This is a genomic window from Micromonospora sp. URMC 106 (assembly GCF_051386395.1).
In the GTDB taxonomy this organism is placed as follows: Bacteria; Actinomycetota; Actinomycetes; order Mycobacteriales; family Micromonosporaceae; genus Micromonospora.
In genome coordinates this window covers 1-19950 of record NZ_JBPQTP010000052.1, presented here as the reverse complement: position 1 = coordinate 19950, position 19950 = coordinate 1, and the positions used below count along the sequence as shown (strand labels likewise).

At 74.5% G+C, this 19950-nt stretch carries 17 protein-coding genes; 10 read left to right on the top strand and 7 right to left on the bottom strand.

Going from position 1 to position 19950, the window contains the following annotated elements; translation table 11 throughout:
• Positions 1-24 precede the first annotated feature (24 nt).
• The 6 genes from ACSNOB_RS17580 to ACSNOB_RS17555 all read right to left on the bottom strand — a co-directional run bounded on the left by ACSNOB_RS17580 (position 25) and on the right by ACSNOB_RS17555 (position 6964).
• Positions 25-1071, bottom strand: a complete 1047-nt coding sequence (locus ACSNOB_RS17580) for a LacI family DNA-binding transcriptional regulator (protein ID WP_436687634.1) — start codon at positions 1069-1071, stop codon at positions 25-27.
• A gap of 85 nt (positions 1072-1156) precedes the next feature.
• On the bottom strand, positions 1157-2590 hold the full coding sequence (locus ACSNOB_RS17575; RefSeq protein WP_436687633.1) for a GH1 family beta-glucosidase: 1434 nt from the start codon (positions 2588-2590) through the stop codon (positions 1157-1159).
• A complete protein-coding gene (locus ACSNOB_RS17570) occupies positions 2587-3429 on the bottom strand; it encodes a carbohydrate ABC transporter permease (RefSeq protein ID WP_436687632.1) in 843 nt (280 codons plus the stop codon). The genes ACSNOB_RS17575 and ACSNOB_RS17570 overlap by 4 nt, the downstream gene beginning before the upstream one ends.
• A gap of 11 nt (positions 3430-3440) precedes the next feature.
• A complete protein-coding gene (locus ACSNOB_RS17565) occupies positions 3441-4412 on the bottom strand; it encodes a carbohydrate ABC transporter permease (RefSeq protein ID WP_393104551.1) in 972 nt (323 codons plus the stop codon).
• 147 nt (positions 4413-4559) lie between these two features.
• The gene (locus tag ACSNOB_RS17560) at positions 4560-5852 is read right to left on the bottom strand and encodes an ABC transporter substrate-binding protein (RefSeq protein ID WP_436687631.1); all 1293 of its coding nucleotides are present in this window, start codon (positions 5850-5852) and stop codon (positions 4560-4562) included.
• 566 nt (positions 5853-6418) lie between these two features.
• A complete protein-coding gene (locus tag ACSNOB_RS17555; protein ID WP_393104555.1) occupies positions 6419-6964 on the bottom strand; it encodes a plasmid pRiA4b ORF-3 family protein in 546 nt (181 codons plus the stop codon).
• 150 nt (positions 6965-7114) lie between these two features.
• Here ACSNOB_RS17555 and ACSNOB_RS17550 point away from each other — a divergent pair, with 150 nt between their 5' ends.
• The 10 genes from ACSNOB_RS17550 to ACSNOB_RS17505 all read left to right on the top strand — a co-directional run bounded on the left by ACSNOB_RS17550 (position 7115) and on the right by ACSNOB_RS17505 (position 18998).
• Positions 7115-7861 (top strand): pyrimidine reductase family protein, encoded by a 747-nt coding sequence (locus ACSNOB_RS17550; protein WP_436687630.1) that lies wholly within the window; start codon positions 7115-7117, stop codon positions 7859-7861.
• Between the two features lie 143 nt (positions 7862-8004).
• Positions 8005-9759, top strand: a complete 1755-nt coding sequence (locus tag ACSNOB_RS17545) for an ATP-binding protein (protein WP_436687629.1) — start codon at positions 8005-8007, stop codon at positions 9757-9759.
• 66 nt (positions 9760-9825) lie between these two features.
• Positions 9826-10974 (top strand): exonuclease SbcCD subunit D, encoded by a 1149-nt coding sequence (locus ACSNOB_RS17540; RefSeq protein WP_436687628.1) that lies wholly within the window; start codon positions 9826-9828, stop codon positions 10972-10974.
• Positions 10974-13448, top strand: a complete 2475-nt coding sequence (locus ACSNOB_RS17535) for an AAA family ATPase (RefSeq protein ID WP_436687627.1) — start codon at positions 10974-10976, stop codon at positions 13446-13448. Before ACSNOB_RS17540 ends, ACSNOB_RS17535 begins: the two co-directional genes overlap by 1 nt.
• Positions 13449-13497: 49 nt before the next feature.
• A complete protein-coding gene (locus ACSNOB_RS17530) occupies positions 13498-14457 on the top strand; it encodes a hypothetical protein (RefSeq protein ID WP_436687626.1) in 960 nt (319 codons plus the stop codon).
• On the top strand, positions 14457-15314 hold the full coding sequence (locus tag ACSNOB_RS17525) for a spermidine synthase (protein ID WP_436687625.1): 858 nt from the start codon (positions 14457-14459) through the stop codon (positions 15312-15314). The genes ACSNOB_RS17530 and ACSNOB_RS17525 overlap by 1 nt, the downstream gene beginning before the upstream one ends.
• An 82-nt stretch (positions 15315-15396) precedes the next feature.
• Positions 15397-16089 (top strand): sigma-70 family RNA polymerase sigma factor, encoded by a 693-nt coding sequence (locus tag ACSNOB_RS17520; RefSeq protein WP_436687624.1) that lies wholly within the window; start codon positions 15397-15399, stop codon positions 16087-16089.
• Entirely contained in the window at positions 16086-16868 is a 783-nt protein-coding gene (locus tag ACSNOB_RS17515) for an anti-sigma factor family protein (RefSeq protein ID WP_436687623.1), read from the top strand. Before ACSNOB_RS17520 ends, ACSNOB_RS17515 begins: the two co-directional genes overlap by 4 nt.
• Before the next feature lie 209 nt (positions 16869-17077).
• Positions 17078-17725 carry a COG4315 family predicted lipoprotein gene (locus ACSNOB_RS17510; RefSeq protein WP_436687622.1) on the top strand — a complete coding sequence of 216 codons (648 nt, stop codon included), beginning with the start codon at positions 17078-17080 and terminating at the stop codon, positions 17723-17725.
• A 352-nt stretch (positions 17726-18077) separates the two neighbouring features.
• On the top strand, positions 18078-18998 hold the full coding sequence (locus ACSNOB_RS17505; RefSeq protein WP_436687621.1) for a DNA-3-methyladenine glycosylase family protein: 921 nt from the start codon (positions 18078-18080) through the stop codon (positions 18996-18998).
• A gap of 144 nt (positions 18999-19142) precedes the next feature.
• On the opposite strand, the gene ACSNOB_RS17500 is transcribed toward ACSNOB_RS17505, so the two are convergent.
• Positions 19143-19661, bottom strand: a complete 519-nt coding sequence (locus tag ACSNOB_RS17500; RefSeq protein WP_436687620.1) for a DUF1990 family protein — start codon at positions 19659-19661, stop codon at positions 19143-19145.
• Positions 19662-19950 lie beyond the last annotated feature (289 nt).

The following is a 19950-nucleotide window of genomic DNA, read 5'->3' as shown; positions in this document are numbered from 1 at the left end:
CGGGCGGTCGGCGGCGGGCCGGGGTCAGGCGGAGGCGCGTTCGACGAGCTGGGTGTCGAGGAGGATGTGGGGGGACGGAAGCTCGTCGCCGCGGATGCGGGAGACCAGCAGGCGGGCCATCTGCCTGCCCATCTCCTCCACCGGCTGGAAGACCGTGGTCAGCGGCGGATCGGACTGCCGGGCGATCGGGGCGTCGTCGAAGCCGACGACCGCGACGTCCTCCGGCACCCGCCGGCCCGCCTCGCGCAGCGCCCGCAGCGCCCCGAACGCCATCAGGTCGGAGGCGACGAAGACGGCGTCGAGGTCGGGGCAGACCTCCAGCAGCCGGCGCATCCCCGCCGCCCCGCTGCCCTCGCTGAAGTCCCCGTACGCGATCAGGTCGGGGTTGACCCCGCCCCCGGCGGCCCTGACCGCCTCCTTGTAGCCGGTCAACCGGCCCAGGCCGGCGCCCATGTCCTGCGGGCCGGCGATGGTGGCGATGCGCCGCCGCCCCCGGCCGGCCAGGTGTTCCACCGCCCGGCGGGCGCCGCCGATGTTGTCCACGTCGACGTAGTACGCGGGCTGCGCGCCCGGTTGCAGCATCCGGGCCGGCCGCCCGCCGAGCACGGTGGGCAGGCCGCGCTCCTCGAGCAGGGTGGGCAGCGGGTCGGAGTCGTGCAGCGACAGCAGCAGGACCCCGTCGACGTGCTGGTTGGTCAGGTGGTGCTCGACCCGCTCCCGCTCGATGGGCGACTGCACCATCGCCAGCCAGAGCTGCAGGGGCGTCTCCAGCAGCCCGGAGCTGACACCCCGGACGATGCCGGCGAAGAACGGCTCGGTGAAGACCCGGTCGCCGGACTCGGAGACCACCAGGGCGATCGAGTCGGTGCGCTGGGTCACCAGGGCGCGGGCGGCGCGGTTCGGCACGTACCCCAGCTCGGCGATGGCCTGCTGCACCGCGGCGCGCGCCTCGGGGCTCACCTGCGGTGAGCCGTTGACCACGCGGGAGACCGTCCCGCGGCCGACGCCGGCGCGGGCGGCGACGGCGTCGAGGGTCGGGCGCCCGAGCGACCGGGTGCGCTGCGTTGTCATCGTCTGCTCCTCCGACGGCGGGCCGGCCCCGGCCCCACCCTGTGCGGGTGGCTGCCGGGGCCGCCCCTTGATGGCTGGCCCTCGCCTATTGTGCGGCCAGACCGTTGCGTCGGATCACCTCGGCGTACCACCTGGCGCTGGACTTGGGGATGCGAACCTGGCTGTCGTAGTCGACGTAGACCATCCCGAACCGCTTGGTGTAACCCCAGGCCCATTCGAAATTATCCATCAGCGACCAGGCGAAGTATCCGCGCAGGGGCACCCCGGCCCCGATCGCCTCGTGCGCGGCGCGCAGGTGGGCGTCGAAGTACGCCAGCCGGTCGACGTCGTCGACCTGCCCGTCGACCACCGAGTCCACGAAGGCGGAGCCGTTCTCGGTGACGTAGAGCGGCAGGTCCGTGTACTCCTCGTGGACCCGGCGCAGCGTCTCCACCAGGCCGGGGGCGTCGATCTCCCAGTCCATGTCGGTGACCGGAACGCCCCGGGTGACGAACCGGACGTCCTCGCTGCCCGGCCAGCAGGACGGCGAACGCCAGTACGGCTCCGGCTCGGCGCCCTCGACCGGAGCGGCGACCACGTGGCGGCTGTAGTAGTTGACGCCCACCAGGTCCAGCGGGGTGGCGATGGTCGCCAGGTCGCCGTAGCGCACGTGCCCGAAGTCGGTGACCCGGGCGAGGTCGGCCATCAGGTCCGCCGGGTACGCCCCGCGCAACAGCGGGTCGAGGAAGAACCGGTTGGCCAGCCCGTCGATGCGGCGCGCGGCGTCGACGTCGGCGGGCGCGTCGCTGGCCGGCGTGACCGGGTAGAGGTTGACCGTCACCCCGACCTCGGCGGCCGGCCGGGCCGCCCGCAGCGCCTGCACGGCGAGGCCGTGGCCCAGCATCAGGTGGTGCCCGGCCCGGACGGCGTCCGCCCCGTCGGAGCGGCCCGGCGCGTGCACGCCGGAGCCGTAGCCGAGGAACGCCGAGCACCACGGCTCGTTGAGCGTGGTCCAGTAGCGCACCCGGTCGCCGAGCGCGTCGGCGACCAGGGTGGTGTATTCGGCGAACCGCGCGGCGGTGTCCCGGGCCGGCCAGCCGCCGGCGTCCTCCAGCGGCTGCGGCAGGTCCCAGTGGTAGAGGGTGAGCCACGGCTCGATCCCGTGCGCCAGCAGCTCGTCCACCAGCCGCGAGTAGAAGTCGAGCCCTTCGGCGTTGGCCGGGCCGGAGCCGCCGGGCTGCACGCGCGGCCAGGACACCGAGAACCGGTACGACTTCAGGCCCAGCTCGGCCATCAGCGCGACGTCCGCGTCGAGGCGGTGGTAGTGGTCGCAGGCCACGTCGCCGGTGTGCCCGGCGACCACCCGGCCGGGGGTGTGGCTGAAGGTGTCCCAGATCGACGCGGTCCGGCCACCCTCCGTCGCCGCGCCCTCGATCTGGTACGCGGCGGTCGCCGCGCCCCAGAGGAAGCCCGGCGGGAAGGTCAACGGCGGACGGTCGTCGAGGACGCCGACGGCGGGTGGGGTGGCGGGGTTGCTCACGACTTGACGGCACCTTCCATGATCCCGCCAACGATCTGGCGGCCGAACACGATGAACACGACGACCAACGGTAGGGTGCCGACCGCCGTGGCGGCGAACACCTGCGAGTAGTCGGTGTAGTAGGCGTACGACAGGAGCGCCAGCGAGACCTGGAGCGTCGGGTTCTCCGACGTGAGCACCGCGTACGGCCACAGGAACGAGTTCCAGGTCTCCATGAACGTGAGCAGGCCGAGCACGGCGGCGGCCGGGCGCAGCGCGGGCAGCACGATGTTCCAGTAGATCCGGAAGGTGCTCGCCCCGTCCATCCGGCCCGCCTCGATCAGCTCGTCGGATATGGCCTGGGTCGCGTACTGCCGCATCATGAACACGCCGAACGCGCTGACCAGGAACGGCACGGTCACCGCGTAGAGGGTGTCGAACCAGTTGAGGTCCTGGATCATGCCCCACAGCGGGATGAGCCCGAGCTGGGTCGGGATCATCATCGTGACGATGATGGTCAGCAGCAGGGCGTTGCGGCCCCGGAAGCGCAGCTTGGCGAAGGCGAAGCCGGCCAGCGAGCCGGTGATCACCACGGAGACCGTCACGATGCCGGAGACGATCACCGAGTTGAGCAGGCCGGTGAGGAAGTTCGCCGCTTCGTTGTCGAGCACCCGGCCGAAGTTGTCGCCGAACGACCCGGCCGGCGTGACCGGCGGCGGGACGTCGTTGATCGAGTCCAGGCTGCGGGTGGCGATGACCACCATGTAGTAGAACGGGTAGATCGAGAAGAGCGCCGCCAGGACGAGCGCGACGTAGGTCAGCGGGCTGGTGCGCCACAGGCGCCGGGAGGCCGAGTTCATCTGGGCGTTCCTCACTTCACCGTACGGCGGACGAGCAGGAAGTTGATCCCCGAGACGAGGGCGATCATCAGGAACATCGCCCAGGCGACCGCGGCGCCGTAGCCGGCGGTGTTGAGGTTCTCGATGCCCAGCTCGTACATGTACATGGCCAGGGTCTGGAACTCGCGCTGGTCGCCGCCGATGATGTTGCCGTTGGCGAAGACCAGCGGCTCGGTGAAGAGCTGGAGCCCGCCGATCGTGGACAGGATCACCACGAAGACGAAGGTGGGCGTGAGCATCGGCAGGGTGATCCGCCAGAACTGTTTCCACTGGTTGGCGCCGTCGAGCGCCGCCGCCTCGTACAGGTCGCGCGGGATGGCCTGCATGCCGGCGAGCAGGATCAGGGTGTTGTAGCCGGTCCACCGCCAGTTGACCATGGAGGCGATGGCGGTCCAGGAGCTCCAGCGCTCGGCGTCCCAGTCGACCGGGTCGACCCCGACGAAACCGAGCAGCCAGTTGATCACGCCGAAGTCGCGCTGGAAGAGCATGCCGAAGACGATCGCCACGGCGGCCACCGAGACCACGTTCGGCATGAAGATCGCCATCCGGAAGAACGTGCGCGCGCGCAGGAAGGTGCGGTTGAGCAGGCTCGCCAGGAACAGGGCGAGCAGCAACTGCGGGATGGTCGACAGCAGGAAGATGCCGAACGTGTTGAGCGTGGCATTCCAGAAGTAGTCGTCCTTGACCAGGGCGACGTAGTTGTCGAACCCGACGAAGCTGTGGTCGCCGATCAGGTTCCAGTCGTGCAGGGACATCCACGCGGTCCGCAGCATCGGGTAGAGCCCGAAGATGCCGAAGATCACGAAGAACGGCGCGATGTACAGGTACGGCGAGTACTTCAGGTCCAGGCGGGTCAGCGAGTGCGACCGGGACCGGCGCCGGGAGTGCGGGCGGGGTGGCGGTGCGGCGGGCGACGGCGGCGCCGTCGTGGCCGAGAGGCTCATGCGGGGTCCTTTCCCGGCGTCGGCACGGGCCCGCGCCGACGCCCAGGCGCTCTTACGCGGACGGCGCCGATGGCGTCCGGGGGCGGAACGGGACGGCGCCGGTGGCGTCCGGGTGTCGACCCGGACGCCACCTGGCGACGAGGTGGGTCAGAAGGCGCCCTGCGTCTTGGCGTCCTTGGTGAACTGCTCCCAGGCCTTGTCCTTCGTGGCCTGCCCCTGTTCGTACGAGCGCAGCGCCGGCTCGAACGCGTTCTCCTTCACCGCCTGGTGCTTCGGGCCGAGGTGCAGCGGCTGGATCTTGGCGACGCTGTCACCGAAGATCTTGCCGGTCGGCGCGTTGTTGAAGTACTCGTTGGTGTAGGCGAGGAACTCCGGGTTCTTCAGCGCCTCCAGGTTGGTCGGCAGCGGGCCCTTGAGCTTGAACGCCGCCACCTGGCTCTGCGCGCTGGTCAGGTACTCGGCGAGCTTCGCCGCCTCCTTCTGGTGCTTGCTCTGCGTCGGCACACCGAGCCAGGAGCCACCCCAGTTGCCGGCCCCGCCCGGCACCGGGGCGACGTCCCACTTGCCCTTGTTCTCGGGGCCGGAGTTGTCCGAGACGATGCCGAGCATCCAGGACGGGCAGAAGGTGGCCGCGAAGGTGCCCTGCTTGAAGCCGGCCGACCACTCCGGCGACCAGGTGGCCGTCTCGGCGGTGATGTTGGCGTCCGCCATCGCGACCGCGGTGTCCCAGGAGGTCTTCACCGCCGCGCTCTTGTCGGCGACGACGTTGTCGTCCTTGTCGTAGAACAGGTCGCCGCCCTGCTGGAACATCACCGCGCTGGCGGCGGTGGTGACCGAGTCGAGCAGGCCCTTGCCGGTGGCGGCGCGGTACTTCTTGCCGGTGTCGATGAAGGCGTTCCAGTCCGGCCAGAGCGCGGCCACCTGGTCGCGCTCGACCGGCAGCTTGGCGGCCTGGAAGAGGTCGCGCCGGTAGCAGACGGCGAGGCTGCCGACGTCGGTCGGCAGCCCGATCAGCCGGCCGTCCGGCGCCTTGCCCAGCTCGTACTTCCAGGGCAGGTAGTCCTTGCTGTGGTCGGCGACCAGCGGGGCGAGGTCGACCCAGTTCGCCGGGTTGGCCTTGAACTCGTTGAGGATGCCCTCTTCGAGGGCGACCACGTCGGCCGCGCCCTTGCCGGTGGCCAGCGCCCGGACGATCTTCGGCCGGTACTCGTTGAGCTGGGCGATCTTGCGCAGCTCGACCTTGATGCCGGTGTCCTTCTCGTACTGCTTGATGATCTCGTCGTAGCCGAACTCGCCGAACGTGTCGACGACCAGCTTGGCCGGCTTCTCGCCGGCCGCCGGCGCGTCGTCGTCGTTGCCGCAGGCCGCGAGGCCGCCGAGGGCGGTGATCGCGGCCAGGGCGGCGGCCGCCATGCGGGTACGCCGCGTGGTGAGGCTCATCCTGACCCCTCTTTCGGTGGTGAGGCTTCTATCGGGTGTGGTGGGGGGTGCCGTGCGCGCCGCCGACGCCGGGCGGACCGGCGGTGGGCGGCCGGAGCGGGCGCGGGTGAGCCGTGCCACGTTCTCGGGAGCGCTCCCATGAGATTGCCGGCGGGTGTCAGGGGTGTCAATAGGACTATGGGAGCGTTCCCAGATCGTTACCGCCGAGGCGGTTTGAGCGGGTCGGGATGCCGACTGGCCCGCTGGCCGGCACCGCGCCAGGGGTGCCGGCAGCGGCCGAATCGGTTCAGCGACCGGGGTCGGCGACGCCGGGCCGGTCACCGGCGCGCGGACGCGGGCAGGGACTCCGGCTGCCGAAACGGTTCAGCGGGGACGCGCGGGCCGAGCCGCGGCAGCGGAGGCGGAGGCGGAGGCCGAGGCGGAGGCGGAGGCCGAGGCGGATGCGGAGGCGGAGGCGGCCCGGCGGGGCGACCGACCGGTGGCGTCAGCGGAACCGGCCCGGCGGGACGCGGGGACCGGCCGGTGTCGGCAGAACCGGCCCGGCGGGACGCGGGGACCGGCCGACGTCAGCAGAACCGGCGCAGCAGGGTGCCGGCCCGGCCGGCGTCGAAGGCGGCCGGGTCGAAGCCCGCGCCCACCCAGTCCCGCATCGACCGGTGCTCGGGGTGGCCCGGATCGGCCAGCGCGGCCAGCAGGGCCTGGTAGCCGACCGGGCCGCCGACGTCCTCCGGCGGGCACGCCCGCTCGCCGTCCGGACAGGAGGGGTAGCGCTCGTCCGGGTCGGCGGTGAAGGCGTCCTCCACCACCAGGTCGTGCTCCCACCAGTCGCCGAAGTCGTAGGTGTAGTGGAACCGGCTGCCCTTGCCGACCACCGCGTCGAGCCGGACGTCCAGCTCGTCGTGCAGGGCCAGTTCGCCGTCGGCGTCGGGCTCGCCGTACTGCCGGCCCTCGATCTCGAACGAGTGCAGGTGGCAGTCCCGCCAGCCCATGGCGTGCTGCACCACCCGGTGTAGCCGGTCCAGCGTGTAGCCGCCCGGGACGAGCACCCGGCGCCAGACGGGCGGCCGGACCCCGGCCAGGGAAATCTTCAGCTGGAAGATCTGACGCGGCATGCTGTCCCATCCTTCCTCGGCATAGGCTGCGAGCATGATCTGCCGAGCGTGCCGGGCGAGGCGGCACGACGACTGTCCGGGCCGGAACTGGTGCGACTGCCAGCACCGTACCCCCCGACCCACCCCTCCGGTCACCGGTCCGGCCGGCGAATGAGCGTCGGAATCCCGATTTCGGCGCTCTGGCCGGACCCGTCGCCGCAGCCCTTGGACGACACCGCGCTGGCGGCGCACTACGGTCGCGCGGACCGCCCCCACCTGCGGGTGAACTTCGTGACCAGCGTCGACGGCGCGGTCTCCGTCGACGGCTACTCCGCCGGGCTCTCCGGCGAGCCGGACAAGCGGGTATTCGGCCTGCTGCGAATGCTCTGCGACGCGCTGGTCGTGGCCGCCGGCACACTGCGGCACGAGGGCTACCGCGCGGTCCGGCTCGACGAGCGGCGCCGGGCCTGGCGCCGCGCGCACGGCCTGCCGGAGTACCCGACCCTCGTCGTCGTCTCCGACTCGCTCGACCTCGACCCGGCGCAGGCCGCGTTCGCCGACGCGCCGGTGCGGCCCGTGGTGCTCACCCGGGTCGGGGCGGCGGCGCCGACCGGCCTGACCGACGTCGCCGACGTGGTGCGCTGCGGCGACGACCGGGTGGACCTCGCCGAGGGCCTGGCCGAGCTGCGCCGCCGCGGCCTCGACCAACTGCTCTGCGAGGGCGGCCCGCGGCTGTTCGGCGCGCTCACCGCCGCCGATCTGGTGGACGAGGTCTGCCTCACCGTCGCCCCGCTGCTCGCCGGCGCGGGTCCGGGGCGGATCACCGCCGGGGACGCCAGCGCGGTGCGCCACCTGCCGTTGCGGCACGTGCTCGCCGCGGCCGACGGCGTCCTCATGCTCCGCTACGCCCGCGACTGAGCGTGGTCGGTCGGGCACGCTGCGACGGGTGACCGGCGGGGCGGCGTGGCGTCCGCCGCGTCGCGTGGCAACGTGTCGTACTCCTGCGGCAGGATGCACCACGTGTGCCCCGACCGCGACGACCAGCCGACCGGAGTTGCCCGATGACTGACGACGGGTTCGACGGCCCGGGCGAGGAGGTCGGCCGGGTGCTGGGCACGGCCGACGCCACCCCGCTGCAGTTCTGGACCGCGGTCTCCCCCGGCAGCTACCTCCAGCTCGACGACGTCGTGGTGACCCGCCGGGAGCTGCCCGACCGCGAGCCGGTGACGATCGCCGGGGTGGTCACCCAGGTGCGCGCCCGGCACGAGGGCGCCCAGTTCGACTCCGACGTCTTCGCCATCGCCGACGGCACGCTGCCCGCCCAGGTGCAGGAGGCCGCCGAGATCACCACCACCCGGGTCGACCCGGAGCTCTACGTGCCGCCCTCGCCGGGCGCGGTGGTGCACCGGGCCGAGGGCGACGCCCGGGCCCGGGCGCTGCACTTCGACCGGATGGAGCGGCGGATCCCGATGGGGATGGGCCGCGACGGGGTGCCGGTCTACCTCAACGCCGACTTCCTCGACGGCAGCCGGGGCGCACACGTGTCGATCTCCGGCATCTCCGGCGTCGCCACGAAGACGAGCTTCGCGACCTTCCTGCTCTACTCCGTCTTCCGCTCCGGGGTGCTCGGCGGCGACGCCGTCAACGCCAAGGCGCTCATCTTCAACGTCAAAGGCGAGGACCTGCTCTTCCTCGACCACCCCAACACCCGGCTCGACGACGCCACCCGGGCCGCGTACGCGAAGCTCGGCCTGACCGCCGGCGCGTTCCCCGACGTGCGGGTCTACGCCCCGCCGCGGGTCGGCGACTCCTCCGGCACGCCCGACGTGAGCAGCCGGCTCACCGGGGTGGACAGCTTCTACTGGACGCTGACCGAGTTCTGCGCCGACCGCCTGCTGCCCTACGTCTTCGCCGACGCCGACGACGAGCGCCAGCAGTACACGATGGTCGTGCACTCGGTCGCCGCGCACCTGGCCCGGCACGCCCAGCCCGCCGACGGCGGGGTGAGCATCGACGGGGTGCGGCTCGGTTCGTACGCCGACCTGGTCGACCACGTCGTCGAGCAGCTCAACGACGACGAGACCCGCTCCGGCTGGGCCGGCAGCGCGGTCGGGCTGGGCACGGTCAACGCGTTCGCCCGGCGGTTGATCGGCAGCAAGAAGGACCTGTCCCGGCTGATCCGGGGCGACCTGGCCACCCGCCGCCCGCACTCGATCAACACCGCCGAGAGCGCCCAGGTCACGGTGGTCGACCTGCACAACCTGCCGGACCGCGCGCAGCGGTTCGTGGTCGGCGTGACCCTCAAGAGCGAGTTCGAGCGCAAGGAGAAGTCCGGCACCGCCAAGCCGCTGCTCTTCGTGGTGCTCGACGAGCTCAACAAGTACGCCCCCCGTGAGGGCTCCTCCCCCATCAAGGAGGTGCTGCTCGACATCGCCGAGCGGGGCCGCTCGCTCGGGGTGATCCTGGTCGGCGCCCAGCAGACGGCGAGCGAGGTGGAGCGCCGGATCGTCACCAACTCGGCGATCCGGGTGGTGGGCCGGCTCGACCCGGCCGAGGCGTCCCGCCCGGAGTACGGCTTCCTGCCGCCCGCCCAGCGGCAGCGCGCCCTGCTGGCCAAGCCCGGCACGATGTTCGTCAACCAGCCCGACATCCCGGTGCCACTCTGCCTGGAGTTCCCGTTCCCGGCCTGGGCCACCCGGGTCTCCGAGGCCGGCCGGGCGCCGTCGGAGACGCTGCGGTCGATCACCCAGTCCGTCGACCCGTTCGCGGTCGTCGGCTCCGGTGGCGGCACCTCCGACGACGACATCCCCTTCTGAGGGCGGACCGGTGAGCGCGAGGAGTGAGCCTGCGAGCCCCGCAGTCGCGAACGAAAGGCTGTCACCGTGAAGATCCTGCACACCTCCGACTGGCACGTCGGCAAGGTCCTCAAGGGCCAGTCGCGCGCCGAGGAGCACAAGCAGGTCCTCGCCGGGGTGATCGACGTCGCCCGGGCGGAGCGGCCCGACCTGGTCATCGTCGCCGGTGACCTCTACGACACCGGCGCGCCGACGCCCGAGGCGACCCGGCTGGTCACCCGGGCCCTGACCGCGCTGCGCCGCACCGGCGCCGACGTGGTGGCCATCGGCGGCAACCACGACAACGGCCAGGCCCTCGACGCGCTGCGCCCCTGGGCCGAGGCCGCCGGGATCACCCTGCGCGGCGGCGTCCGGGAGAATCCGGACGAGCACGTCATCGACGGCACGACCGCCGGCGGCGAGCGCTGGCGGCTGGCGGCGCTGCCGTTCCTCTCCCAGCGCTACGCCATCCGCGCCGTGGAGATGTACGAGCTGACCGCCGCCGAGGCCACCCAGACGTACGCCGACCACCTGGGCCGGGTGCTGGGCCGGCTGACCGAGAGCTTCACGGAACCGGACCGGGTGCACCTGGTCACCGCCCACCTGACCGTGGTCGGCGCGGCCACCGGCGGCGGCGAGCGGGACGCGCACACCGTCCTGGGCTACGCGGTGCCGGCGACCGTCTTCCCCGGCACCGCGCACTACGTGGCGCTGGGCCACCTGCACCGCTCGCAGCGGGTGCAGGGCCCCTGCCCGATCCGCTACAGCGGCAGCCCGCTGGCCGTCGACTTCGGGGAGCAGGAGAACGTCCCGTCGGTGACGGTCGTCGAGGTCACGGCGACCACGGCGGCGCAGGTCCGCGAGGTGCCGGTGCCCGCCGCGGCCACGCTGCGGACGGTCCGGGGCACCCTGGCCCAGCTCGCCGAGTTGGAGGTGCCGGACGCCTGGCTGCGGGTGTTCGTGCGGGAGCAGCCGCGCGCCGGGCTGCGCGAGGAGGTCCAGGAGCTGCTCCCCCGCGCCCTGGAGATCCGGATCGACCCCGAGCTGGTGCCCGCCCCGGGCAGCGGGGCGCGGGCGGCGCAGCGGGCCGGCCGCTCGCCCCGGCAGCTCTTCGCCGACTACCTGGACAGCCGGGGGCACACCGACGACGGGGTGCGGGAGCTCTTCGACGAGCTCTTCGAGGAGGTCGACCACTGATGCGGCCGATGCGGCTGGACATGGCGGGCTTCACCGTCTTCCGGGACGAGACCACGATCGACTTCACCGACGCCGACTTCTTCGCCCTGGTCGGGCCGACCGGCTCGGGCAAGTCGACGGTGCTCGACGCGATCTGCTTCGCCCTCTACGGCACGGTGCCCCGCTGGGGCGGCACCCGGGGGCTGGCCAACGCCCTCGCGCCCTCGGCCACCGAGGCGCGCGTCCGGCTGGTCTTCGAGTCCGGCGGCGCCCGCTACGTGGCGACCCGGGTGGTGCGCCGGGACGGACGGGGCAACGTCAAGACGGCCAACGCCGGGTTGCAGCTCATGCCCGCCGGCTTCGACGTAACCAAGCTCGACACCGGGCTGAGCCCGGAGGACCTCGGCGAGGTGGTCGCCGGCACCCCGGCCGAGATGGAGCAGGCGGTGCTGGAGGCGGTCGGGCTGCCGTACGAGCAGTTCACCAGCTGCGTGGTGCTGCCGCAGGGGCAGTTCGCGGACTTCCTGCACGCCAAGCCGGCCACCCGGCAGCAGATCCTGGTCAACCTGCTCGGCCTCGGGGTCTACGAGGAGGTGCAGAAGAAGGCGACCGCGCGCGCCGCGCAGGCCGAGGCGAAGCTGGAGGCGGTCGACCAGGCGCTCGCCGGGCTCGCCGACGTCGACGACGCCGCGCTGGCGGCGGCCACCGGACAGGTCGACCGGATGCGGGAGCTGGTCGGGGCCGTGACGGAGGCCGTACCCGAGCTGGCGGCGGCCCGGACGACGGCGCGGGAGGCGGCTGCGGCGCTGGCCGCCCTCGACGCCGACCTGGCGGTGCTGGCCGCCGTGCGCGCGCCCGACGGGGTGGCCGAGGTCGCCCGGGCGGTGGCGTCGGCGCGGGCCGACGCGGACGAGGCGGCGACGGCGGTGTCGCTGGCCGAGGAGCGGGAGGAGAAGCTCCGCGGCGAGCTGGCCGCCGCCGGCGACGAGAGCGCGCTGCGGCTGCTGCTGCGGGCGTACACCGACCGGGAGAAGCTGGCCGGCGAGGCGGAGACGGTCCGCGCGGCGGTGGGTGCGGCGCAGGGCGAACACGCCGCCGCGGTGGCGGCGCTGGCGCAGGCGCGGGCGGCGGCCGAGCGGGCCGAGGCCGAGCTGGAGGCCGCCTTCCGGGCCCACGAGGAGGCCAAGGCGACCGACCAGGCGGTGGCGCTGCGGGCGCACCTGCGCGACGGGGCGACCTGCCCGGTCTGCGAGCAGACCGTGGCGAGGGTGCCGGCGGTGCCGGCGGACTCGGCGGTCGCCGCCGCCACGGCGGCGGGGCGGGCGGCGCGGGCCGCCACCAAGGCCGCCCAGGCGGTGGTGCAGGAGCGCGACGCCGCGGCCCGCGAGCTGGAGCGGGTGCTGGTGCGGGCGCGGGCCCGGCAGGACCAGCTGGACGCCCGGCTGGCCGAGCTGGACGGGCAGTTGGCCGGTGCGGCCGAGCCGGCGGTGCTGCGCCGCGAGCTCGACGACCACGCGCGGCTGCGCCGGGCGCTGGAGGAGTCGGCGGCGGCGGTGCGCGCCGGCCGGGAGGCGGCGCGGCGGGCCCGGGCGGCGGTGGACGCCGCCGAGGAGCGGCTGCGCGCGACCTGGCGGGCGTTCGACGCCACCCGCGACGGGCTGGCCCGGTTCGGTCCGCCGGCGGCCGACCGCGAGGACCTCGGCGCGGCGTGGGCCGTCCTCACCGGTTGGGCCGGCGCGGAGGCGGAGCGCCGCCGCGCCGAGCGGGCGGGCCGGGCCGCCGCGGTGGCGGAGGCCGAGGCGGTGGCGGCCGGCGTCGGCGAGCGCATCGCCGGCATCCTCGCCGCCGCCGGGCTGCCGGCCACCGACGATCCGGTACGCGCCGCCGACCGCGCCCTGGAACGGGCCGAGGCCGACCTGCGCGAGCTGGAGCGCCGCCGCGAGCAGGCCGGTGGGCTGCGCGAGCAGCGGGCCGGGTACGAGCGCGAGGCGCAGGTGGCCCGGGCCCTCGCGGGGCACCTGCGGGCCAACAACTTCGAGCGGTGGCTGCTGGCCGAGGCGTTGGACCTGCTGGTCGACGGCGCCTCCGGCATCCTGCGGGAGCTCTCCGGCGGGCAGTACGACCTGGTGCACGACAAGGGCGAGTTCTTCGTCGTCGACCACCACGACGCCGGGCTGCGCCGGGGCGTGCGCACCCTGTCCGGCGGCGAGACCTTCCAGGCGTCGCTGGCGCTGGCGCTGGCGTTGTCCGAGCAGCTCGCCGGGATGTCCACCACGGCGGCGAGCCTGGAGTCGATCGTGCTGGACGAGGGCTTCGGCACGCTGGACGCGGCGACGCTCGACACGGTGGCCGCCACCCTGGAGAATCTGGCCGCCCGGGGCGACCGGATGGTCGGGGTGGTCACCCACGTGCCGGCGCTGGCCGAACGCATCCCGGTCCGCTTCGAGGTCAGCAAGGACGCCCGGTCGGCCCGCGTCGAGCGGACCGGCCGGTGAGCGGGGGCCGCCGCGGCCTCCCCCGGTCCACGACGGGAGGCTCGCCCCGGTGACCGATCCCCGGTTCTTCGTCGACGCCTGGGACCCGGCGTACGGTGCCTCGTTCGAGGCGTCCGGCGGCGGTCCCGCCGCGCCGAGCAGCGCCCAGGTCGAGGCGGACGTCGAGCTGCCCGCCGTCGACTGGCGGGCCATCGGGCCCCGCCCCGGCGTGCGCGCCCCCGACGTGGTGCTGCTGGTCGACGGGGTGCGCCGGATCGACGCGAGCGTCTGGACGGCGGAGGACGACGGCGCCTCCTTCCCCGGCCTGGCCGCGTCGTACGCGGCCGGGGTGGTCCGGTGCGACCTGGAGCGCGGCGCGGCGCAGCTCGCCGGGGCGAAGGTCGGCCGTGGCCTGTTCACCGCCAGCCCGTCCGCGGTGGACGTGGTCGCCGGCAGCGTCCGCTACCCGGTGCACCGGGTCAGCGGCACGGGCGAGCTGAACAAGCTCCCCGCCGCCGTGCAGGGGCCGCTGACCGCGCTGGAGGTGGAGGTCTCCGGGGCGGCCCGCACGGACGGCGACCTGCTGGTCGTCGACGGCCCGCTGCGCAACCGGCGGCAGCTGCCCCGCACCCTGGGCTACATCAAGACGCAGCACAGCCAGTACCTCGACGCCCGGCTGACGGCGGTGGTCACCGGGCTGGCGGCCGGCGAGCGGTCGCCGGTGTTCCGGCTCGGCACGGCGTGGGGCGGCTGGTCGTGGTATCTGCGGCTGCCGGTGGCCCTCGGCGCCCCGTGGGCGGGCATCGTCCGGATGGAGTGCTCCGCCGAGCTGAGCGTCGACGAGGCGGTGGAGCTGGCCGACCTGTCGCTGGTGACGCTGCCCCGGTTCGCCTCCACCCCCTACAAGGACCCGCGGGCGCCGCAGAACCTCATCCCGATCGCCGGCCTGGAGCGCCGGCTGCGGGCCCTGCTCGGCGACGCGCGGCTGCTGCACCGGGTGCTCACGGCCGCCGCCCGGGCCCGCCGCTGATGGGGCGCAGGCGGGCCACCGAGACCGTGGCCGCGCGGGTGGACACCGGGCAGGCCGAGCTGGTGCCCGATCCGGACCGGCCGGGCTCGTGGACGCTGCTGCTGGACGGCGCGCCGCAGTCGCACGTGGACCTGACCGACCCGACGCACCTGGAGTTCGAGTACGTCCGGCGGCTGGCCGCCGCGATCGACCTGGTGGCCCCGGCCGGCGCGCCGCTGCGGGTGCTGCACCTCGGCGGCGGGGCGCTGACCCTGCCCCGCTACGTGGCGGCCACCCGGCCCGGCTCCACCCAGCGGGTGGTCGAGGTGGACGGCGCGCTGGTCGAGCTGGTCCGCCGCGCCCTGCCCTGGCCGGCGGACTTCCGGCTCAGGGTGCGGGTGGCCGACGCCCGCGCGGTGCTCGCCGCCAGCCGGGACGCCGGCTACGACGTGGTGGTGGCCGACGTGTTCGCGGGCGCGCGCACCCCGGCCCACCTCACCTCGGTGGAGTACGCCGCCGAGGTGGCCCGGGTGCTGCGCCCCGACGGCTTCCACCTGGCGAACGTCGCCGACGGCCCGCCGCTGCGCCACGCGCGGGGGCAGGTCGCCACGGTCCGCTCGGTGCTGCCCCGCGCCTGCCTGGTCGGTGACGCGGCGGTGCTGCGCGGGCGGCGCTACGGCAACCTGGTGCTGGTGGCGGGCCGGGGCGAGCCGCCGGTGCCGGAGCTGACCCGGCGCGCCGCCGGGGACTGGTTCCCCGGCCGGGTGCTCGCCGGCGAGGAACTCGACCGGTTCACCGGCGGCGCCCCGGTGGTCCACGACGCCGACGCCACCGACTCGACCCCGCCGCCGCCCGGAATTTTTTCCGTGCGCCGTTGATCCGTTCGCGGGGGCGCTGCGTACCACCGGGCGGCCGTGCCCGAGGGGGACGGCCGATGTCATCGGACACCCGGAGGTCTGCATGCATGCGGTGGCGGCCGGTTGGCACGGCGACAGGGTGCAGCCGGACTGGATGTCCGCGCGGTCCCAGTCCCGGCCGGGAGCGTCGGCTAGTGGGGTCGACGCCCGTCCGACGCCTCGCCAGAATGGGCCGGTGACGCCGCGCTCCGCCCCCGGACGCCACCAGGCGCCGTCGGCCGAGGCCGGCCACTCGGACCGGCTGATCCGGCTGCTCTACGCCGAGCACGCCGGGCCGCTGCTGGCGTTCGTCATGCGGCTCACCGGCGGCGACCGGCAGCGGGCGGAGGACATCGTCCAGGAGACGCTGCTGCGGGCGTGGCGCAACGCGCACCGGCTGGGGGCGCAGGGGCAGGGTTCGCTGCGGCCGTGGCTGGTCACGGTGGCCCGTCGGATCGCCATCGACGAGCACCGCAGCGAGCAGGCCCGGCCGGCGGAGACGTACGACCGGGACCTGACCGCGTTCGCCGAGGCGGACAGCACCGACCGGGTGCTGCGCACGATGACGGTGGCGGACGCGCTGCGTACGCTGAGCCAGTCGCACCGCGAGATCCTGGTGGCGACGTACTTCCGGGGTCGGACGGTGCCCGAGGCGGCCGAGGAGCTGGGCCTGCCGCTCGGCACCGCCAAGTCGCGGGTCTACTACGCGCTGCGCGCGCTGCGCACGGCTCTGCAGGAACGGGGGGTGACGGAATGAGCCGGGCGGACCACATGGACGTCGCGGCGTACGCGCTGGGCGTGCTGGACGAGCACGACACACAACGGTTCGAGGAGCACCTCGCCACCTGCTGGGCCTGCGCCGCCGAGTTGGAGACGATGGTTCCGGTCGTCGGCATGCTCTCCGACATCGACGGCGAGACGATGGCCGCGGTGGAGCAGACGCAGACCGACCCCGCCCTGCTGGACCGGACGCTGGGGGCGGTCCGCGCGCACCGGCGGCGCAGCCGGTTCCGGCAGTTGCTCGCCACGGCGGCGGCGGTGGTGGTCTTCGGCGGGCTGACCGCGATCGGCTTCGTCAGCATCGCCGAGGACAGCGCGCCGGAGGTGGTGGCGGAGCCGACCGCCACCGCCCCGGTGGAACGCCCGACCGTGACCGCGTCCAGCGACCCGAACGACCCGAACCTGGGCGGTCCCGTCGCCGTGGAGGGCGAGAAGACCAACGTCACCGACCAGACCACCGGCGTGCAGGCCACGTTCTTCGTCGCCTCGAAGCAGTTCGGCACCAGCGTGAACTTCACCCTGGCGAGGCTGCCCGGGCCGCGGGCCTGCCGCCTGGTGGTGGTGCGGAAGAACAACACCAGCGAGGTGATCTCCACCTGGTCGGTGCCGGGCACCGGCTACGGCACCAACGCGAACTCCGAGGCCCTGACCCTGTCGGCCACCACGTCCACCCGCAAGACGGAGATCAAACAGTTCCAGGTGCAGTCGGTGGACGCCTCGGGGGTGGCGAGCCCGCTGGTCACCGTGCCGATGTAATTTCCACCGCCCGATCGGCGCCGGTTGACGACAATGACCGGCGCCGATCGGTTGTGCCGTTCTCCGGAAATCGCCGTCCCGAACCGGGACACGGATTCCGCGCGGGATCGGTTCAACTATTCCCTGTGAAATTGACCACCGTTCCGCATTCAACCTTGACAGCCGTCGCGCCGTATTACCCGGCGTACTGCCGAGAATGAGGAGGGCACGTGGCACAGCTGAAGCGAACCGCCATCGTCGCGAGCGCGATGGTCGCACTGACGGCCTGCGCTCCCGCGGGTTACGACGGGGCGAACTCGAGCGCGGCCGAGCCGGTCGCCGTCGCCGCGGCCGAACCCACCGCGGCGGCCGAGCCCGAGGTCTCGGCGTCCCCGGAGGCTCCGGCGGCCGACGTGCCGCCCCCGGCCGACGTGGAACTGACCGAGGAGCTCAACGGCAGGAAGGTCGCCCGGATGGGCAGCGTGGTCACCGACCAGGACGGCTGGATCCTCTACCGCTTCGACAAGGACACCAACGACCCGCCGACGTCGAACTGCGTCGACAAGTGCGCCGAGGTGTGGCCCCCGGCGCTGACCGACGGCAACCCGGAGCTCAACGGCGTCTCCGACGACAACGTCGGCACGGTCACCCGGCAGGACGGCACCCGGCAGATCACCCTCGACGGCTGGCCGCTCTACCGCTACATCGGCGACAAGAAGCCCGGCCAGTGGAAGGGCCAGGGCGTCGGCGGCACCTGGTTCGTGGTCGCCCCGGACGGCAAGAAGAACCTGACCTGCCTGCCGACCGGCACTCCCAAGCCGGTCGCCCCGCCCTCGGACGACAAGGCCGAGCAGGGCGGCGGCGACTACTCGTACTGATCCCGCCGGACCCGGTGGCCGGTCGTAGCCGGGGAGGGCGCGGCCGGCCACCGGGCGGGGGCGCGACGGCCGGCGCGCCGGCGACGCCGCGTCCCGACCCCGCGGGGCCGACCCCGCGGGGCCGGCGCCCGGTGCGGGTCGCCCGCCCGCAGGCGGAGGAACGACCACGGATTTCCCCGGGCGGACGAGGGCGGCGGGCGCGCTCATGCCAGCGGGCGCGCACCGCCGAGGTCCCCCCACCCCGCACCCACGGCCGGGCACCGGCCGGTCCGCCCGGTGGAGAGGCACCGCCGGCGCCCCGTGCGCCGGCGGTGTCGTCGGTCGCGCGGGCGGGGCGTGACAGCATGTGCGGGTGACCGGGACCGAACCGACCGCCCGTCGGGAGCTGCGCCCGCCGGCCGGGTACCGGCTGGCCGCGTCGGTCCGGGCGCTGACCTTCAGCCCGTACGACCCCTGCGCGCGGATCGCGGCGGGCACCTTCTGGTGGGCCACCCGCACCCCCGACGGGCCGGCCACCCTCGCCCTGCGGCCGGTCGGCGGCGACCTGCTCGCCGAGGGCTACGGCCCGGGCGCCGACTGGGTCATCGAGCGGGCGGACGCCGTCGCCGGGCTGCGCGACGACCTCACCGGGTTCGCGGAACTCGCCGCCGGCCACCCCGTGGTGGCACGGCTGGCGGCCCAGCACCGGGGGCTGCGGATGCCGGCGACCGGTCAGGTCTTCCCCCGGCTGCTCCGGGCGGTCTTCGAGCAGAAGGTGACCGGCAAGGAGGCGTACCGGGCGTACGCCGCGACCGTGCGGCACTTCGCCGAGGCGGCGCCCGGACCGATGCAGCCGCTGCTGCTGCCGCCGGAGCCGGCGGCGGTGGCCGCCACCCCGTACTGGGTGTTCCATCCGTTCGGGGTGGAGCAGCGCCGGGCCGACACGCTGCGCCGCGCCGCCGCCGTCGCGGACCGGCTGGAACGCTGCGCGGACTCCGCCGAGGCCACCCGCCGGCTCACCGCCGTCGCGGGCATCGGGCCGTGGACCGCCGCCGAGGTGGTGCGGATCGCGTACGGCGACCCGGACGCGGTCAGCGTCGGCGACTTCCACGTGCCGAACACGGTGGCCTGGGCCCTCGCGGGCGAGCCGCGCGGCGACGACGCCCGGATGCTGGCCCTGCTGGAGCCGTTCCGGGGGCACCGGGGGCGGGTGTGTGTGCTGTTGGCGGCCGGGGGCGTCCAGGCGCCGAAGTACGGGCCCCGGATGCCGATCCGCTCCTTCGCCCGGTTCTGACCGCCGCTCTCCGCCCGCAAGCCGCGCCACCGGTGGCCGCCCGCAAGCCCCCGCCACCGGTGACTGCCCGCACGCCGCGCCACCGGGGACCGCCCGCAGGCCGCGCCCTCGCGGGACCGGGTCGGCGGTGACGCGCCGGAGGGGTCAGGAGCGGGCGCAGAGGCGGCGCAGGGTGCGGCCGAGCCACCAGGCGTACGCGTGCTGGAAGGCCCGGCCCGCGGGCCCGGCCGCGCGCATCACCCAGCGGTCGGGACGGCTGAACGCGACCACCTCGAACCAGACGCGGCCGGCGGCGTCGCGACCGACCACGAACGCCTCCTCACCGCTGGCCGGGTGCCCGGGCAGCGTGCCGTAGCCGAAGCCGGCCCGCCGGTCGTCGTCGACGGCCCAGACCACCTCGCAGGGCGCGGCCAGCCGCAGCGGCCCGACGCCCAGCCGGGAGACCACCCGCACCCCGGGCGCCGCGCGCTCGGCTGCCGCGTCCATCCGGATGCCGGCCGCCCGGTGCAGGCGCCAGCCGAGTACGGCCGCCCCGGCGGCGGCGAAACACGAGTCGGGCAGCCGTACCCGGTGCCGCACGTGCCGCCACCCGGGCGGCAGCTCCCCGGTGCGGGTGGCACCGACGTGCGGATAGGTCAGTGCCGGCACGGCGCGCACCCCCACGGCTCGACGGGACCCCGCCAGCGTACGGCCGGCGCCGGCGGGACGCCCGCCGGGCGTGGCGACGGTGGACGGGGCGGCCGCCAGACGCGGCGACGACCGGACGGGGCGGCCGCCGGGCGGGAGGTCCGGCTCGCCCTGGCGACGGTGACGCCGCGCATCGGCGTCGGTGGCGGCGTGCGCAACTTCAGGGAAGTAGTGGCCTCCGCCAGCCCTGAGGCCACTATTTCCCGGAAGTTGTCCGCATCCCGGCGGAGGCGGGGCCGGGGTGCGGACAACTTCCGGGAAATAG

What these genes read in the sequence shown, in the direction of transcription:
- ACSNOB_RS17560 (WP_436687631.1), bottom strand. Translation starts at nt 5,852, where the DNA reads ATGAGCCTCACCACGCGGCGTACCCGCATGGCGGCCGCCGCCCTGGCC.
- ACSNOB_RS17525 (WP_436687625.1), top strand. Translation starts at nt 14,457, where the DNA reads ATGGGGCGCAGGCGGGCCACCGAGACCGTGGCCGCGCGGGTGGACACC.
- ACSNOB_RS17545 (WP_436687629.1), top strand. Translation starts at nt 8,005, where the DNA reads ATGACTGACGACGGGTTCGACGGCCCGGGCGAGGAGGTCGGCCGGGTG.
- ACSNOB_RS17515 (WP_436687623.1), top strand. Translation starts at nt 16,086, where the DNA reads ATGAGCCGGGCGGACCACATGGACGTCGCGGCGTACGCGCTGGGCGTG.
- ACSNOB_RS17565 (WP_393104551.1), bottom strand. Translation starts at nt 4,412, where the DNA reads ATGAGCCTCTCGGCCACGACGGCGCCGCCGTCGCCCGCCGCACCGCCA.
- ACSNOB_RS17580 (WP_436687634.1), bottom strand. Translation starts at nt 1,071, where the DNA reads ATGACAACGCAGCGCACCCGGTCGCTCGGGCGCCCGACCCTCGACGCC.
- ACSNOB_RS17555 (WP_393104555.1), bottom strand. Translation starts at nt 6,964, where the DNA reads ATGCCGCGTCAGATCTTCCAGCTGAAGATTTCCCTGGCCGGGGTCCGG.
- ACSNOB_RS17570 (WP_436687632.1), bottom strand. Translation starts at nt 3,429, where the DNA reads ATGAACTCGGCCTCCCGGCGCCTGTGGCGCACCAGCCCGCTGACCTAC.
- ACSNOB_RS17520 (WP_436687624.1), top strand. Translation starts at nt 15,397, where the DNA reads ATGCATGCGGTGGCGGCCGGTTGGCACGGCGACAGGGTGCAGCCGGAC.
- ACSNOB_RS17550 (WP_436687630.1), top strand. Translation starts at nt 7,115, where the DNA reads ATGAGCGTCGGAATCCCGATTTCGGCGCTCTGGCCGGACCCGTCGCCG.
- ACSNOB_RS17535 (WP_436687627.1), top strand. Translation starts at nt 10,974, where the DNA reads ATGCGGCCGATGCGGCTGGACATGGCGGGCTTCACCGTCTTCCGGGAC.